A 15323-nucleotide genomic window follows, 5' to 3' on the forward strand; every position below is an offset into this window, starting at 1 on the left:
CAGGCGAGTGGCTCCGTAGGAGAACGAGGGCGGGGACGGGCGTGCCGGCGGGGTCAGACCTGCGGCGCGTACGTCCCGAAGCTCCAGACGTTGCCCTCGGCGTCGCGGGCCATGTAGTCGCGGGAGCCGTAGTCCTGGTCGGTGGGCTCCATCACGATCTCCGCGCCGTGCTCCACCGCCCGCCGGTGGTGGGCGTCCACGTCGTCGACCACGACGTAGACCCCCGAGGGGCCGGCGCCCTCCATGACCTTGTCGAAGACCCCGCCCTTGCCCGAACTGCCCAGCATCACCATGCCGTTGCCGTACGCCAGCTCGGCGTGCGTCACCGAGCCGTCCTCACCCTCGTAGACGGCGACCTGGCTGAAGCCGAAGGCCTCGGTCAGCAGCCTGATGGCCGCCTTCGCGTCGCGGTAGACCAGCGTGGGACAGATGGACGGAACGCCTGCCATGACGATCACTCCCTCTCGTGACGGTGACCCGCGTCACACCAGCATGGCAGGCGTCACCGACAGTCAGCGGAAGGTGTTGCACTGGGCCATGTCGCCGGTCCGGTAGCCCTGGTAGAACCACTGCTGCCGCTGCTGGGCCGAGCCGTGGGTCCAGGACTCCGGGGACACCCGGCCCTGGAACTTCTCCTGGATCCGGTCGTCGCCGACCGCGGCCGCCGCGTCCAGCCCGTCCCTGATGTCCGCCTCGGTCAGGGTCTTGAGCAGCGGCCGCCCGGTGGAGGCGTCCGCGACGTTCGTCGCGTTGTGCGCCCACACCCCGGCGTAGCAGTCGGCCTGCAGTTCGACCTTGACCGCGTTGCTGTTCGGCCCCTGCCGTCCGTCCTGGGCCCGCTGGAGGGTTCCGGTCAGGTTCTGGACGTGGTGCCCGTACTCGTGGGCGACGACGTAGGCCTGGGCGAAGGGGCCGCCGGTCGCGCCGAACTTCGTCCGCAGTTCGTCGAAGAAGCCCAGGTCCAGATAGACCTTCCGGTCCGCAGGACAGTAGAAGGGACCCACCGCGGAGCTGGCGGCCCCGCACGCGGTGTTCACCCGGTTCTCGAAGAACACGGTCGTCGCCGGGCTGTACTGGCCGCCGCGCCTGGCGAACTCCTGCTTCCAGAAGGCCTGGGTGCTCCGGGTGACCGCCAGCAGCCGGCAGTCCTCCCGCGTGTTCGCGTCCCGCCCCGACTTGCAGGCCTGCTGCACCTCGGTGAGCGACGAGGAGACCGGCGCCGGTTCCTGCTCCCCGGAGGAGAGCCCCAGCTGCTCCGGCCCCACCCCGAACAGCAGCCCGATGACCAGCGCGATGAGACCGACGATGCCGCCGCCGACGGTGGTCTTCCCGCCCGGGATCCGGCCGCCGCCGCCGCGCCTGTCCTCGACTTCGGAGCTGTCGAGTCTGGCGTCGTCGTCGAACTGCATCCCGCACCGCCCTCCACGTGTCGAACAGGTGCGGTCGCGTCTCCGCCCATGCGGCGAGTATCAACCCAATCATCCTGATCTGCGCCTCGGCCGCTCCGTGGGGCCACTGAGCCGGACGGGGGACACGGGGGAGCGGATCCCGCAGGTCGGACGGCCCGGCCCGCGCCCGGAAACCAGTTGCACAACCCCGGTAGAATGTCTCTCATGGCAAATCTCCTCGCGGATTAGCGGCGTCGAAGCTTCGCGTCCTGCCCCCCTTCCGCCGTCCCGACCCGCCCTGGAGTATTTCCGTGATCACCGCCACCGGTATCGAGCTGCGCGCCGGCGCCCGCGTCCTTATCGAGTCCGCCTCCTTCCGCGTCGCCAAGGGCGACCGCATCGGCCTGGTCGGCCGCAACGGAGCGGGCAAGACCACCCTCACCAAGTGCCTCGCGGGCGAGGGCCAGCCCGCCGCCGGCTCCATCGCCCGCTCGGGCGAGGTCGGCTACCTCCCGCAGGACCCGCGCACCGGCGACCTCGACGTACTGGCCCGCGACCGGATCCTGTCCGCGCGCGGCCTCGACGTGCTGATCAAGAAGATGCGCGCCAACGAGGAGCGCATCGCCACCGGCACCGGCGGCACCCGCGACAAGGCGATGAAGCAGTACGAGCGCCAGGAGACGGAGTTCCTGACCAAGGGCGGGTACGCCGCCGAGGCGGAAGCCGCGACCATCTCGGCCGCCCTGGGCCTGCCCGACCGGGTGCTCGGCCAGCCGCTGCACACCCTCTCCGGTGGCCAGCGCCGCCGCGTCGAGCTGGCCCGGATCCTCTTCTCGGACGCCGACACCCTGCTCCTCGACGAGCCCACCAACCACCTGGACGCCGACTCCATCGTCTGGCTGCGCGACTACCTGAAGACCTACCGCGGTGGCTTCATCGTCATCTCCCACGACGTCGACCTCGTCGAGACCGTCGTCAACAAGGTCTTCTACCTGGACGCCAACCGCTCCCAGATCGACGTCTACAACATGGGCTGGAAGCTCTACCAGCAGCAGCGCGAGGCCGACGAGAAGCGCCGCAAGCGCGAGCGCCAGAACGCCGAGAAGAAGGCCGCGGCCCTGAACTCGCAGGCCGACAAGATGCGCGCCAAGGCCACCAAGACCGTCGCCGCGCAGAACATGGCCAAGCGCGCCGACCGGCTGCTCGCCGGCCTGGAGGCCGTCCGCGTCAACGACAAGGTCGCCAAGCTGCGCTTCCCGGACCCGGCTCCCTGCGGCAAGACCCCGCTGACCGCCGAGGGCCTCTCGAAGTCGTACGGCTCCCTGGAGATCTTCACCGACGTCGACCTGGCCATCGACAAGGGCTCCCGCGTGGTCATCCTCGGCCTCAACGGCGCCGGCAAGACCACCCTGCTGCGCCTGCTCTCGGGCACCGAGAAGCCGGACACCGGCACGGTCGTGCCCGGCCACGGCCTCAAGCTCGGCTACTACGCCCAGGAGCACGAGACCCTGGACCCGGAGCGCACGGTCCTGGAGAACATGCGCTCCTCGGCCCCCGACCTGGACCTGGTCGCGGTGCGCAAGACCCTCGGCTCCTTCCTCTTCTCCGGGGACGACGTGGACAAGCCCGCCGGGGTGCTCTCCGGTGGCGAGAAGACCCGGCTGGCCCTGGCCACGCTGGTCGTCTCCTCGGCGAACGTGCTGCTCCTCGACGAGCCCACGAACAACCTCGACCCGGCCAGCCGCGAGGAGATCCTGGGCGCGCTGCGCACGTACAAGGGCGCGGTCATCCTCGTCACGCACGACGAGGGCGCCGTCGAGGCGCTGGAGCCGGAGCGGATCATTCTGCTCCCGGACGGGGTCGAGGACCTGTGGGGACCGGACTACCGGGACCTGGTGGCCCTCGCCTGATCGGGTTCCGGTTCCGGTTCCGCTTCTGATCCAGTTCCTTATGGATCATTCGGCTCACGGGTGATCCATCATCTGAGTGAGACGGTCTCGTACCGTTGCGCGTCGTGTCACGGCCCCGGTCGCACCCCTCAAGGTGCGCGACCGGGGCTGTTCGTTTTCCGCTTCCGCGCCCCTGACCTGGCGATTCCCGGCGGGGGCAGCGGAGTGTGACGGAAGTCATGCAGCGGAAGGGGAGATTCCGTTCTGCTCGTGCGTCCACCGGTCGGGAAATGCCGTCGTACCGACCTTGCTGAATGGGTGGCCAGGAAGCGTGGGAGGGGTGATCATGAGAAGTCCAGAGCGCACTTCCCACGAGGAGGCACGGGTGGCCGAGACTCTGAAGAAGGGCAGCCGGGTAACCGGCGCCGCGCGCGACAAGCTCGCGGCAGACCTGAAGAAGAAGTACGACTCCGGTGCGAGTATCCGGGCGCTGGCCGAAGAGACCGGCCGGTCCTACGGATTCGTCCATCGGATGCTCAGTGAGTCCGGGGTGTCGCTGCGTGGTCGCGGAGGCGCGACGCGCGGCAAGAAGGCCGCTACGGCCTGACCCCGGTCCCATCGGTTCCAACGTTCCAACGGCTTCAAGGTCCATCATGATCCGACGGTTCCTTCGGTGACCCCCGGTCGGCTTTCCGGTCGGCCGGGTGGTTACTGTGCAGTCACTTAGGCCGAGCTTGCGGCCGACTGCACACCGGAGGCACGAGAGATGGCTCTGCTCGACAAGGACGGCGTACGACTTACCGTCGACGACACGGTCGCCACGGTGACACTGACCAATCCGGCCAAGCGAAATGCCCAATCCCCCGCGCTCTGGCGGGCTTTGGCCGAGGCCGGGAGGCTGTTGCCGGGCACCGTCCGGGTCGTCGTGCTGCGCGGTGAGGGCAAGTCCTTCTCCGCAGGGCTCGACCGGCAGGCGTTCACCCCCGAAGGTTTCGAGGGCGAGCCGTCCTTCCTCGATCTGGCACGCGGTTCGGACGAACTGCTCGACTCCACGATCGCCGAGTACCAGGAGGCGTTCACCTGGTGGAGGCGTAACGACATCATCTCCGTTGCCGCCGTGCAGGGGCACGCGATCGGGGCCGGCTTCCAGCTCGCTCTCGCGTGCGACCTGCGCGTGGTCGCGGACGACGTGCAGTTCGCCATGCGCGAGACCAGCCTGGGCCTGGTCCCCGACCTGGCCGGCACCCAGCCCCTGACCTCCCTGGTCGGATACGCCCGCGCGCTGGAGATCTGCGCGACGGGCCGCTTCGTGCACGCCGAGGAGGCGGAGCGGGTCGGCCTCGCCAACCTCGTCGTCCCCGCGGACGAGCTCGACGCCGCCGTCCAGGACCTCACCACGGCCCTGCTGGCCCCGCCGCGGGACGCCGTGATCGAGACGAAGACGCTGCTGCGCTCCGCCCAGGCCCGCCCCTACGACGAGCAGCGCGCCGCCGAGCGTGCGGCCCAGGCCCGCCGCCTGCGCGACCTGGCCGGTCTCTCCGACTGAGGGCCGCCGCGACACCGGAGCCCCGGGGAAAGCCGGCCAGCCGACCGGCGTACTCCCGGGGCGCCCGCGCGTCCGGGCGCCTAACGTGGTGCGGAGTGAGTCCGTCACGCACGCGAAGGGACACGCGATGACCGAATCCGCATCAGTGACCTCCGGCAAGGGCAAGGAACCCGGGGACCGGGGACGAACGAGCATCGCCGACGGGGTGGTCGAGAAGATCGCCGGGCTGGCCGCCCGCGAAGTGGTCGGCGTGCACGCCATGGGCAGCGGCAGCGGCCTCTCCCGCACCTTCGGCGCCGTCCGCGACCGGGTGCCCGGTGGCGGCAAGGCCGGGGTCAGCCGAGGGGTCAAGGCAGAGGTCGGCGAGACCCAGACGGCCCTCGACCTGGAGATCGTCGTGGACTACGGCGTCTCGATCCGCGACGTGGCACGGGCGGTCCGGGAGAACGTCATCTCGGCGGTCGAGCGGATGACCGGCCTGGAGGTCGTCGAGGTCAACATCGCGGTGAGCGACGTCAAGCTGCCCGATGAGCCCGACGAGGAGCCGGAATCCCGTCTCCAGTAGCCGAGAGGAGTCCGCATGAGCATGGCGATCGCCGGACTGTTCGCCGGCATGGCCCTGGCGTTCGCCGGCTATTTCGGCGGTTTCGGGGCCTTCCTGCTGGTGGCCGCCCTCGGCGCCATCGGTTTCGTCGCCGGCCGGTTCCTCGACGGGGACCTGGAACCGGGTGACCTGTTCCGCCGCCGTGACGACCGGCGCGGGTGAGGCGCCGATGAGCAGCCCGCCGCGTTCCGCCCCGCCCCGGGTGGCCGCCGCCGAGCGCGGTGCCACCCGCATCGCCGATCGGGTCGTCGCGAAGATCGCGGCCCAGGCCGCCCGGGAGGCGCTCGCCACGAGCCCCGGCAAGCCCCCGCACGCCACCGTCACCGTGCACCACGACATCGCCCGGGTCCGGGTCAGCCTGGAGCTGGACTACCCGTCCGACCTGGCCGCCCAGTGCGCGGCCGTACGCCGTCAGGTGGCCCTCCGGGTCGAGGAGTGCGCGTCGATGTCGGTGCCCGAGGTGGACATCGACATCGAGCACCTGCACTCCGGCCACTCCCGGACCGCCCCCGGGCGGGCCCGGCGGCTGCGGTGACGGCCCGCGGCTCCGGCCGGGCCCGCCGGTTCCGCTCCGCCCGGCGGGTGCCCGCCGCGCTCACCGCCCTGGTCGTGCTCGGGGCGGCGGTCCTGTTCCTGTACGACCTGGCCGCCGTACGGGCCGACCGGCCCGGGATGAGCTGGCGCCGCGACCTCGCCGACCAGCTGGCGACGCACACCCCCGCGGACCCGTGGGTGCAGCTGATCGCAGGAGCCATGGTCCTGGTCGGGCTGGTGCTCCTGCTGCTGGCCCTGGCCCCCGGGTTGCGCGGGATCCTGCCGATGAGCACCCCGGACCAGCGGCCGGGCGTGAGGGCCGGGCTCGGCCGCAAGGCCGCCGCGCAGATCCTGCGGGACCGGGCCATGGAGGTGTCCGGAGTGCGGTCCGTCCGGGTCAAGGTGCGCCGGTCGCGCGTCGGGGTGCGGGCCACCTCGCACTTCCGCGAACTGGACGACGTACGGGCCGACCTCGACGCGGTGCTCGCCGTCGGCATCGAGGAACTGGGCCTCGCGCGCCCGCCGCAGCCGCGCGTACGGGTGAGGAGGTGACGCCATGCTCGCAACGGTGAACCGGATCCTGCTGGGGGTGGTCGGAGCGGTCCTGGTGGCGGCCGGCACCGTGGTGCTGACGGGCTGGTGGCCGCTGCACGGCCGGCACGCGCCACTGCTGAGCGCGCAGACCAGGAACCGGTACTGGCACGCCGACGGCTGGTGGTGGTGGGCGGTGCTCGCCGCCCTCGCGGTGGGCGTCCTGCTCGCGCTGTGGTGGCTGTTGTCCCAGCTCAGGCGCCCGCGACTCCAGGCGCTGGTGGTGGACACCGGGGACGGGGCCTTCGCGATGCTGCGCGGGCGCGCGCTGGAGGAGGCGGTGGCCGCGGAGGCCGGCGCCCTGGAAGGGGTCGCCGGCTGCCGGGTCGCCCTGCGCGGGCGGCGCGGGTCGCCCGCGCTGCGGGTCGCGCTGGAACTGGAACCCCACGCGGTGCCCGCCGACGCCCTGGCCGCCGTGGCCGGTCCGGTCCTGACCCATGCCCGGACCTCGGCGGGCCTCCCGGAACTCCCCGCGGAAGCCCGCCTCAAGGTCACGTCCCACCGGGCCCAGCGCGTGACCTAGCGGACGTCCTGCCGATCACGCGGGGCTCCCGGTGGGTCAGAAGCCGTGTCGGGAGCCGCCGTCGACCGGGAGCATGACACCCGTCAGGTACGACGCCGCCGGGGAGAGGAGGAAGGCCGCCGTGCGGCCGAACTCCTCCGGGGCGCCGTACCGGCGCAGCGGGATGCGGGACTCGTGCCCCGCCCGCGCGGCCTCCGCGTCACCGGACAGCGCGTCGAGCTCGCGCACGCGGTCGGTGTCGATGCGGGCCGGAAGCAGGCCGACCACCCGGATCCCGCGCGGGCCGAGCTCCAGCGAGAGGGACTTCGCGAAGCCGGCGAGGCCGGGGCGCAGGCCGTTGGAGATGGCCAGGCCGGGGATCGGCTCGTGGACCGAGCCCGACAGGACGAAGCCGATGACCCCGCCCTCGCCCAGCTCGGCGGCGGCCGCCCGGGCGAGGCGGACCGCGCCCAGGAAGACCGAATCGAAGGCCGCCTCCCACTGCGCGTCGGTGTTGTCCGCCGCGAAGCCCGGCGCCGGGCCGCCCACGCTGATGAGGATGCCGTCGAGGCGGCCGAAGCGCTCCCGCGCGGTCGCGACGAGCCGCGCGGCCGCCTCCGGGTCGGAGTTGTCGGCCGCCACGCCGGCCGCGTTCGGGCCGAGCTCGGCGGCGGCGTCGGCCGCCCGCTTCTCGTCCCGGCCGGTCAGGAGCACCTTCGCACCGTCGGCGACCAGTTCCCGGGCCGAGGCGAGGCCGAGGCCGCGCGTGGCCCCGGTGACGATGTAGACGCGGTCTTTCAGTCCAAGATCCATGCCGACACGCTACGCCGTCGCCGGCTCCTGCAGGGAGGCTTCCGCCCGGGCGGCCTCTTCCTCGCGCTCGCGCTTCTCCCGCCGAACGAGGACCACCCAGCCCACCGGAACCGCGCCGGCGAACAACCACCACTGGACGGCGTACGCCATGTGGGGGCCGATCGAGTCGTGGTCGGGGTCGGGGATGGTCTCCGGGGCGCCGTCCGCCGGAGCCGGATCCGTGAGCTCCAGGTACCCGCCGAGGACCGTCCGGCCCAGGTACTCCGCCTGCTGAGCACTGTTGATCAGCATCACCTGGCGGTCGGGCAGGCCCTTGCGGTCCTTGATGCCGCTCCCGCCGCTGGTCTCGTCGGCCTTCAGCCGGCCGGTGACCGTGACCTCGCCCGTGGGCGCGGCCGGCACCGGCGGGTACGCGCGGGGGTCGTCGCCGCCCGGCACCCAGCCCCGGTTGACCAGGACCACCCGGCCGTCGGAGAGGACCAGCGGGGTCAGGACGTGGAAGCCGACCTTGTCGTCGCTGTCGGTGCGCATCCGGACGACGACCTCGTGCGCGGAGTCGTACGTACCGGTCGCGGTGACCGTGCGCCAGAAGTCCGCGCGGGGGACCCGGTGTCCGGGGGAGGTGACTTCGGTCACGGGGACCGGCTTCGCCCGCAGGTTCGCTTCGATCAGCTGGTTCTGCGTGACCCGGTGCTCATGGCGGTGGTACTGCCAGAACCCCAGCTTGATCATCGCGGGGATGAGGGCGAGGGCCATCAGGGTGAGGAACACCCACTGCCGGGTCAGCACAAAGCGGTACACGCCCACGACGGTACCCGCAGCGCGGAGGACCCCGGCGGCCGGGTGGCCGTCCGGGGTCATGGCGTACGGGAAGGGGAGTCAGACGCGGTCGACGATGCCCACCTTCCCCTCCGCCCGGGCGCAGTGCGCCCCGCAGAACCACTGGCCCGCGACCTCGACGCCCTGGCCGATGATCGAGACCCGGCAGTGCTCACAGACGGGCGCCATGCGGTGGATGGCGCAGGAGAAGCAGTCGAAGACGTGCACGGCGCCCTGCGCGTGCACCTCGAAGGACATGCCGTAATCGTTTCCGCAGACCTCACAACGTGCCATGGGCCGAATGCTGCGCACGGGGAAGGAGCCGAACAAGATCCAGCGGGGTGAGTCGCCGCGCCTGCACCCGCCCGGCGCAACGGCCGGCCCTCCGGTTCAGGACTCGGCCGGGGCCACGTCCCGCAGCAACTGGGTGAAGGCGGCCTCGTCGACGACCGGCGTGCCGAAGCTCTTCGCCTTGACCGTCTTGGAGGTCGCCGAATCGGGGTCGTTGGTCACCAGGAGGCTGGTGAGCCGCGACACGCTCGTCGCGATGTGCAGGCCCGCCTCGACCGCACGGTCCTCCAACAGTTCCCGCTCCACCGAGGTGTCACCGGAGAAGGCGATCCGCATGCCCTGCTTCAGCGGCTTGCCGTCCTCGAAGCGCCCCGGATTGGGGTGCGGGCACGGCGGCCGCTTGCGCGAGGGCCGCCAGCTGCCGCCCCGGTAGGAGGCCTGGTACCCGACCCGAGGGGTGACGGCGGAGTCCGACCACTCCGTCAGCGGCCGGCATTCCAGCAGGGGCAGCCGTACGCCGCCCTGCGCGGCCGCGTGCAGCGACGGGCGGAACGCCTCCGCGAGCACCCGGGCGTCGTCGAGCGCGTGGTGGGCGCGCTGCTGGACCACGCCGAAGTGCGCGGCGAGCGACTCCAACTTGTGGTTGGGCAGCGGCAGGTCCAGTTCCTTCGACAGGGCGATGGTGCACAGCCGCTGACGGACCGGTGCGGTCACGGCGGCCCGCGCGTACTCCCGGGCGATCATCTGCCAGTCGAAGATCGCGTTGTGCGCGACCAGTACCCGGTCCGCGAGCCGGTCGGCGAACTCCTCGGCGATGTCCTCGAAGAGCGGGGCGTCGGCGAGCATCGCGCTCGTCAGCCCGTGGATCCACACCGGTCCCGGGTCCCGCCGCGGATTGACCAGCGTGTACCAGTGGTCCTCCACGTTGCCCTGGGCGTCGAGCCGGTAGACGGCGGCGGAGACTATCCGGTCGTCGCGCGCGAGCCCGGTGGTCTCCACGTCGACGACCGCGTACCCCTGTGGGTACGCGGTCGGCCACATCGTGTCTGCGGTCGTACGGTCGTCGAGCATGGTCACAGAGGATATCGGCCCCGACTGACACCCGTGGCCGCGCCGGCGCTTCCCGGCCGTCAACCCAGGGCGGCGACCAGGTCGCCCGCGGCGAGCTGTTCGAGGCCGCAGCCGTCAACCGGCCCCGGCAGCAGCCGGTATACGGAGCCGCTGGCGCCGGCGGGCGCGACCTCGCCGTCCACCAGTGCGAGGAACACCGACCGGCCCGAAGCGGCGGTGCCCGCGAGGGCGTCGACCTCCGTGGACGCCAGCACGTCGTCCGGATCGCGCAGGCCGACCACCCGGCCGGCGAAGGCCGCGGTGTCCTCGCCGGAACCCCGGCGGTAGGTCCACAGTTCGTCGGGGTCGCTAGGCCGGGGCGTACGGCGCAGCACGGCCACCTCGCGGCAGCGCGCGGCCGCGTGCCAGGCGGCCAGCTCCCACAGGGTGGTGCGGCCGGTCGAGAAGTACTGGAACAGGTCGCGGCCGATCCGGGCCAGGTCCTCCTGGTGCGCCCACACGCTGTGGTAGCCCTCGTCGTCGGGCAGGTGGACGTCGGTCCACAGGAAGCCGCGCCGCTCCAGGTCGACGAGGAGCGGCACGTGGATCCGGGAGTTGCCGACCAGGTCGTAGCGCTGGCGCACGGTCCGCGGGTCGTAGCGGGCGGTGCGGCCGGAGCGGGTGGGCAGGGCCATGAACCCGGCGAAGGCATCGGGCAGCAGCTCGAAGGGGATGTTGTTGTAGCTGAAGACGACCGGCATGGCGAAGCGCACACCGGAGTCGGCCAGGGCGTCCAGGTCGATGTCCACGTACTCGCTCGCCCCGTGCGGCGCCGGCGCCGAGACGAGGTCGCCGGAGTGGACGACGGCCCGCGCGCCGTACACGAGGTTCGTGAAGTCGCACAGGCCCGCGTAGTTCCAGTCGGCGTCGAACAGCACCACCGACAGGTCCAGGTCCACGCGCTTGCGCGCCGGCTCCATCCAGTGCAGGAACATGCGCAGCACCTCGCCGTCCGGCAGCGCCTGGAAGCTGCCCTTGGGTACGGTGACCAGGGCCTTGGCCGCCGCCCGCTCGGCGGAGGGGACGTGGAGGTGGGCGAGGCGGGAGTCGAGGACCGCCACGTCGCACGGATCGGCCGCGGCCAGCCGGCGCAGCACCTCGCCCTCGAACAGCTCGCACACCGAACGGGTCACCGCCTCGGTCAGCGGGGCCCGGTCGTCCGACACGGTGAAGGAGTGCGCGACCTGTCCGCGCGGGAAGAACACCCGTCGGGTTCCGGGGAGGTGGCGGATCCGCAGCCGTCCGAGCGCGGACAGCACCGGCCCGGGCCCGGCCTTCGGCAGCCGTCGCGCCAGTACCTCGGCGACCTGTGGCGGCAGGGCGTCGGCCGCGTACAGCCGCAGCAGGTGGTCCAGGCGGCGGACGAGCTCACCGGGCCGTTCGGCCAGTACGGCCAGGGCCCGGTCCGGATCCCCGCCGCGCAGGGCCTCCTCGGCGCGCCCCAGCCAGGTGGCCGCCCGGACGCGCGAGCCGTCGACCCGCACCGCGTGCGGGTGCGCGGCCGCGGTGGCGAGCAGTGCGGCGCCGAGGACGGTGCCGGTGGTGTCGGTGCCCCGGAGCACGGCGAAGGCGAGAGCGGCGCGCGGGTGGCGGGCGTACTGCTCGAAGGGGTGCAGGATCTCGGCGGCCCGCTTCCACAGGTCCGCGTGGCGCAGGACGTCCTCGACGAGCAGGGCGGGATCGAGGCCGTCCAGGACGGCCAGCAGGTCGCGCCGCAGCGGGCGCGGCAGGGAGCGCAGGCGCGGGGGCTCCAGGAGGTCGGCCTCGCCGCCGGACCACACGGCGAGCAGCCGCAGCACGTCGGTGGCGGTGGTGAGCCGCTCGGGCAGCAGGGTCCGTACGGCCTCCCGCGTACGGCGCTCGCGCAGCAGGGTGCCCAGCACCAGGGCCTTGGTCTCCCGCACCGGTACGGCGTCCGGGAGCCAGTCGAGGCCGGCCGGCACGTGGGCGAGGAGCACCCGGGCCTCTTCCCGGTCCTGCGGGGAGAGCGGGGTGCGGCGGGCGAGGAGCTTGCCGAGGGCGGTGACGGAGTCGGCCGCTCGGTCGGTGGCGAAGGCCAGCAGCCGCAGCGGGCCGCCTCCGGAGGGAACCTCCCCCGGGGGCGGGGACGGCCGGATGAAGGGATCGGCGGTGTCGACCCGGCGGTGGCAGATCGGGCAGCCGGTGTGGTCGGCGCCGTCCCAGCAGGTCCGGCAGACCAGGTGGGCGCAGGGGGCGACGGGGTGGACGCTGCCGACGGTCCCGCACAGCACGCACGGCTGGTCCGGCCACTGCAGGAGCAGGGTCATGACGCGGTCGATCCACAGCGCGTGGGTGTCGTCGGGCACCGAGGCCGGGAACGAGCGGAACAGCGGCATGTGGGTGCGGTCCGCCCCCAGCAGGATGTCGATGTCCCGGATCAGCTGCGCGCCGGCGGTGGCGAGTCCGGTGGGTCCGAGCCAGGCGAGCGCCGAACGCAGCGGGACCGTCAGGGCGTAGCCCCGGTCGAGCAGTTCGGCCTCCAGGGCCGTCAGGCCCTCGGTCGTCGACGGATCGCCCGGGCGCGGCCCGGCCTGGTCGACGTAGACGGTGTGCAGACGGCGCAACAGGACGGTCGACAGTTCGGGCAAAGGGGGGAGTCCTCCGGAACCGGAAAGGGGGAGTGGGCGGTGGCGGAGAGGGGACGCGCTACGGGTTTCTGAGGAAGTGAGAAGGAAGCACGTCGCGGAGCCGCCCCCGCGGCGCAGATACAACCACGGGCCCGGGAGCGCGCCAAGCGATTTATCGCGGCGGGGCCGCGCCGGCCGCCGGGTCCGGTGCGAGCAGGGCGTGCACCAGGGCCCGTACGGACAGCAGGAACAGCCGGTCCGGGTCCGCCGGGCGGGCCAGGGCGCGGGCGAGGGCCGGGTCGTGGGGAGCCGCGGCGGGGTCCCAGAGCTCGCTCTCGGCCGGGGACTGCGCGGGGGAACGTTCGCGGTTGCGCTCGACGAGCAGGTACCCGACGACCTGGAACTGCACGGCCCGGACCGCGTCCGCCGCCCGGGAGCCGCGCAGCCCGGCGGCGTGCACCTCGTGGACGAGTGCCTGCTGGGCGGGCAGGAACATCCGCTCGGTGAGCCCGCGTTCGTGGACCATCGCGATCAGGTGCGGACGGGTCCGCAGTTCGCGGCGCAGGATCCGGGCCACCGCCAGGATCCGGTCGGCGGGGGTGCGGCCGGTGGGCCGGATCGCCCCCACCTCCTCCACGGTCCGCTCGACGAGGGCGTCGAGCAGCGATTCGCGGTTGCCGACGTGCCAGTAGATGGACGTCACGGCGGTGCCCAGCTCGGCGGCGAGCCCCCGCATGGTGAGCGCGGCCGGACCGTGCTGCATGACCAGGGACGCGGCGGCGTCCAGCACCTCGTCACGGGTGAGCGTGGTTCTGGCCACGGCGTCCACCACCAATCTGTCGGATCGTCAATTCTCGTCCGTGCAGGGGTCTTTACCCTTCATCGGTGGCGGTGTAACTGTGTTACAGAACCGACTCCCCCCGAGCCGAGGGATGGTGCGAGACATGGCACGCGTACGGTACGGAGCGCGGACCGAGGCCGAGATCGCGGCGTCGCGCGAGAAGAGTTCCAAGCTCCCCGACATCTGGTCCACCGGCGTCGTGGCCGTCTGGGAGAGCGACCCCGACGTGGTCGCGGCGGTCCTGCCGCCGCCGCTCAAACCGGCCGACCGACCCCTGCTACGGGCCAACATCAGCAAGGTCGACCTGCCCGGCTACCCGCTCGGCGCCGGCTCGGTGGCCGTCGCCGCCCAGCACGGCGGGGTCGAGGGCTGGTACCCCCTGGTCATGCCGATGACCCTGGAGCGCGCCCTGACCGGCGGCCGCGAGGTCTTCGGCGAGCCGAAGAAGCTCGGCGAGGTCACCGTGGAGCGCGACGGCCTCGTCGTACGGGCCGCTCTCGCCCGGCACGGGATCGCCTTCGTCGAGGTGCGCGGGGCGGTGGACCGCCCGCTGCCGCTGCCCGAGCCCACCCAGAAGACCGACTTCTACTTCAAGTTCCTGCCCGCCGTCGACGGTTCGGGCTTCGACGTGGACCCGGTGCTCGTGCACTGCACGCGCAACGAGAAGGTCCGCAAGCTGGAGCACGTCACCGGGGACGTCGTGCTGCGCGAGTCGATGTTCGATCCGGTCGCCGACCTTCCCGTCCGCCGGATCGTGGAGATCACCATCGGCGAGAAGACCACCGACCAGAAGGGCCGGGTCGTCGAACGGGTCAGCGCCCAGGCCCTGCTCCCGTACGTCCACCAGCGCTACGACGACCCCATGCAGATCCTCGACGCACCCCCGGAGGGATCGTCAGGGGGGAGGGGCTGACATGCGACTCGAACCAGGACAGGTGGCCGTGGTCACCGGAGCCGCCAGCGGCATCGGCCTCGCCATGGCCCGCCGCTTCGCCGCCGAGGGACTGAAGGTGGTCCTCGCCGACGTCGAGGAGGGCGCCCTGCGCAAGGCCGCCGACGAACTCGTCGCGGACGGGGCCCGGGTGCTCGCCAGAGTGGTCGACGTCAGCGACCGCGAGTCCGTGATCGCGCTGGCCGACGCCGCCTACGAGGCCTTCGGCGCCGTGCACGTGGTCTGCAACAACGCGGGCGTCGGCTCCGGCGCCGAGGGCCGGATGTGGGAGCACGAGCCCAACGACTGGAAGTGGGCCTTCTCCGTGAACGTGTGGGGGGTCTTCCACGGCATCCAGGCCTTCGTCCCCCGCATGATCGCCGCCGGCGGCCCCGGCCACGTCGTCAACACCTCCTCCGGCGACGGCGGCATCGCCCCGCTGCCCACCGCGTCCGTGTACGCCGTCACCAAGGCGGCCGTGGTCACCATGACCGAGTCGCTCTACGCCCACCTCAAGGCGGAGGGCGCCCCCGTCGGGGCCTCCGTCCTCTTCCCCGGACCGCACATGCTGCGCACCGGGCTGTGGGAGTCGCACCGCAACCGGCCCGAGCGGTACGCGAAGGAACGCCCGCGCAAGGCTCCGTACCGCAGCCTCGACCAGTACGAGGCGGCGATGCGGAAGGCCGGCCACGAGGTGCGGTTCACCCCGGTCGAGGAGGTCGCCGAGCACGTCGTCGACGGCATCCGCGCCGACCGCTTCTGGATGCTTCCGGCCGGCGAGCACAGCGACCGGCAGATCCGCGCCCGGTCGCAGTCGATGCTCGACCGGACCAACCCCGGCTACCTGGAAAGCTTCATCCTCGACTGAGGGGCGTC

Annotated in this window: 18 protein-coding genes; 10 read left to right on the forward strand and 8 right to left on the reverse strand. The window is 72.5% G+C overall.

What is annotated here, in order from left to right; genetic code table 11:
• Window positions 1–53 precede the first annotated feature (53 nt).
• Both OG386_RS32185 and ypfJ read right to left on the reverse strand, forming a co-directional pair.
• On the reverse strand, window positions 54–449 hold the full coding sequence (locus OG386_RS32185) for a VOC family protein (protein WP_327386132.1): 396 nt from the start codon (window positions 447–449) through the stop codon (window positions 54–56).
• 63 nt (window positions 450–512) lie between these two features.
• Complete coding sequence (ypfJ, locus tag OG386_RS32190) at window positions 513–1409, reverse strand: KPN_02809 family neutral zinc metallopeptidase (RefSeq protein WP_328791006.1); 897 nt, start codon at window positions 1407–1409, stop codon at window positions 513–515.
• Between the two features lie 290 nt (window positions 1410–1699).
• Here ypfJ and OG386_RS32195 point away from each other — a divergent pair, with 290 nt between their 5' ends.
• From OG386_RS32195 to amaP, 8 genes are all read left to right on the forward strand, one after another.
• Window positions 1700–3298 (forward strand): ABC-F family ATP-binding cassette domain-containing protein, encoded by a 1599-nt coding sequence (locus OG386_RS32195; RefSeq protein WP_030010788.1) that lies wholly within the window; start codon window positions 1700–1702, stop codon window positions 3296–3298.
• A 364-nt stretch (window positions 3299–3662) separates the two neighbouring features.
• On the forward strand, window positions 3663–3884 hold the full coding sequence (locus OG386_RS32200) for a helix-turn-helix domain-containing protein (protein WP_030010789.1): 222 nt from the start codon (window positions 3663–3665) through the stop codon (window positions 3882–3884).
• A gap of 159 nt (window positions 3885–4043) precedes the next feature.
• Complete coding sequence (locus OG386_RS32205; protein WP_328791007.1) at window positions 4044–4823, forward strand: enoyl-CoA hydratase/isomerase family protein; 780 nt, start codon at window positions 4044–4046, stop codon at window positions 4821–4823.
• 127 nt (window positions 4824–4950) lie between these two features.
• On the forward strand, window positions 4951–5388 hold the full coding sequence (locus tag OG386_RS32210) for an Asp23/Gls24 family envelope stress response protein (RefSeq protein ID WP_327386135.1): 438 nt from the start codon (window positions 4951–4953) through the stop codon (window positions 5386–5388).
• A gap of 15 nt (window positions 5389–5403) precedes the next feature.
• Window positions 5404–5589, forward strand: a complete 186-nt coding sequence (locus OG386_RS32215; RefSeq protein WP_030010792.1) for a hypothetical protein — start codon at window positions 5404–5406, stop codon at window positions 5587–5589.
• Between the two features lie 7 nt (window positions 5590–5596).
• Window positions 5597–5962 (forward strand): hypothetical protein, encoded by a 366-nt coding sequence (locus OG386_RS32220; protein ID WP_328791008.1) that lies wholly within the window; start codon window positions 5597–5599, stop codon window positions 5960–5962.
• Entirely contained in the window at window positions 5863–6513 is a 651-nt protein-coding gene (locus OG386_RS32225) for a DUF6286 domain-containing protein (RefSeq protein ID WP_443053234.1), read from the forward strand. Before OG386_RS32220 ends, OG386_RS32225 begins: the two co-directional genes overlap by 100 nt.
• 4 nt (window positions 6514–6517) lie before the next feature.
• Window positions 6518–7075, forward strand: coding sequence for an alkaline shock response membrane anchor protein AmaP (amaP, locus tag OG386_RS32230; RefSeq protein ID WP_328791010.1), 558 nt, complete (start codon window positions 6518–6520; stop codon window positions 7073–7075).
• Window positions 7076–7111: 36 nt separating this feature from the next.
• Here the strand turns inward: amaP and OG386_RS32235 are convergent, their stop codons facing one another.
• The 6 genes from OG386_RS32235 to OG386_RS32260 form a co-directional block, all read right to left on the reverse strand.
• On the reverse strand, window positions 7112–7867 hold the full coding sequence (locus tag OG386_RS32235) for an SDR family oxidoreductase (protein ID WP_328791011.1): 756 nt from the start codon (window positions 7865–7867) through the stop codon (window positions 7112–7114).
• A 9-nt stretch (window positions 7868–7876) separates the two neighbouring features.
• Complete coding sequence (locus OG386_RS32240) at window positions 7877–8668, reverse strand: SURF1 family cytochrome oxidase biogenesis protein (protein ID WP_328791012.1); 792 nt, start codon at window positions 8666–8668, stop codon at window positions 7877–7879.
• A gap of 78 nt (window positions 8669–8746) precedes the next feature.
• Window positions 8747–8980: a hypothetical protein gene (locus OG386_RS32245; RefSeq protein WP_030009585.1), complete on the reverse strand. Its 234-nt coding sequence runs from the start codon at window positions 8978–8980 to the stop codon at window positions 8747–8749.
• A 96-nt stretch (window positions 8981–9076) separates the two neighbouring features.
• Window positions 9077–10054, reverse strand: coding sequence for a DEDDh family exonuclease (locus OG386_RS32250; RefSeq protein ID WP_328791013.1), 978 nt, complete (start codon window positions 10052–10054; stop codon window positions 9077–9079).
• Window positions 10055–10107: 53 nt separating this feature from the next.
• On the reverse strand, window positions 10108–12696 hold the full coding sequence (locus OG386_RS32255; protein WP_328791014.1) for an MXAN_6230/SCO0854 family RING domain-containing protein: 2589 nt from the start codon (window positions 12694–12696) through the stop codon (window positions 10108–10110).
• 151 nt (window positions 12697–12847) lie between these two features.
• Window positions 12848–13495: a TetR/AcrR family transcriptional regulator gene (locus OG386_RS32260; protein ID WP_328791015.1), complete on the reverse strand. Its 648-nt coding sequence runs from the start codon at window positions 13493–13495 to the stop codon at window positions 12848–12850.
• Between the two features lie 124 nt (window positions 13496–13619).
• On the opposite strand from OG386_RS32260, the gene OG386_RS32265 reads away from it, so the two are divergent.
• Complete coding sequence (locus OG386_RS32265; protein ID WP_328791016.1) at window positions 13620–14429, forward strand: acetoacetate decarboxylase family protein; 810 nt, start codon at window positions 13620–13622, stop codon at window positions 14427–14429.
• Window position 14430: 1 nt separating this feature from the next.
• Window positions 14431–15315, forward strand: a complete 885-nt coding sequence (locus OG386_RS32270; protein ID WP_328791017.1) for an SDR family NAD(P)-dependent oxidoreductase — start codon at window positions 14431–14433, stop codon at window positions 15313–15315.
• The last annotated feature ends 8 nt before the right edge of the window (window positions 15316–15323 follow it).

Origin of the sequence: Streptomyces sp. NBC_00273 (assembly GCF_036178145.1) — a bacterium.
Classification (GTDB): domain Bacteria; phylum Actinomycetota; class Actinomycetes; order Streptomycetales; family Streptomycetaceae; genus Streptomyces.

What these genes read in the sequence shown, in the direction of transcription:
- OG386_RS32265 (WP_328791016.1), top strand. Translation starts at nt 13,620, where the DNA reads ATGGCACGCGTACGGTACGGAGCGCGGACCGAGGCCGAGATCGCGGCG.
- ypfJ (WP_328791006.1), bottom strand. Translation starts at nt 1,409, where the DNA reads ATGCAGTTCGACGACGACGCCAGACTCGACAGCTCCGAAGTCGAGGAC.
- OG386_RS32185 (WP_327386132.1), bottom strand. Translation starts at nt 449, where the DNA reads ATGGCAGGCGTTCCGTCCATCTGTCCCACGCTGGTCTACCGCGACGCG.
- OG386_RS32245 (WP_030009585.1), bottom strand. Translation starts at nt 8,980, where the DNA reads ATGGCACGTTGTGAGGTCTGCGGAAACGATTACGGCATGTCCTTCGAG.
- OG386_RS32270 (WP_328791017.1), top strand. Translation starts at nt 14,431, where the DNA reads ATGCGACTCGAACCAGGACAGGTGGCCGTGGTCACCGGAGCCGCCAGC.
- amaP (WP_328791010.1), top strand. Translation starts at nt 6,518, where the DNA reads ATGCTCGCAACGGTGAACCGGATCCTGCTGGGGGTGGTCGGAGCGGTC.
- OG386_RS32205 (WP_328791007.1), top strand. Translation starts at nt 4,044, where the DNA reads ATGGCTCTGCTCGACAAGGACGGCGTACGACTTACCGTCGACGACACG.
- OG386_RS32220 (WP_328791008.1), top strand. Translation starts at nt 5,597, where the DNA reads ATGAGCAGCCCGCCGCGTTCCGCCCCGCCCCGGGTGGCCGCCGCCGAG.
- OG386_RS32235 (WP_328791011.1), bottom strand. Translation starts at nt 7,867, where the DNA reads ATGGATCTTGGACTGAAAGACCGCGTCTACATCGTCACCGGGGCCACG.
- OG386_RS32210 (WP_327386135.1), top strand. Translation starts at nt 4,951, where the DNA reads ATGACCGAATCCGCATCAGTGACCTCCGGCAAGGGCAAGGAACCCGGG.
- OG386_RS32215 (WP_030010792.1), top strand. Translation starts at nt 5,404, where the DNA reads ATGAGCATGGCGATCGCCGGACTGTTCGCCGGCATGGCCCTGGCGTTC.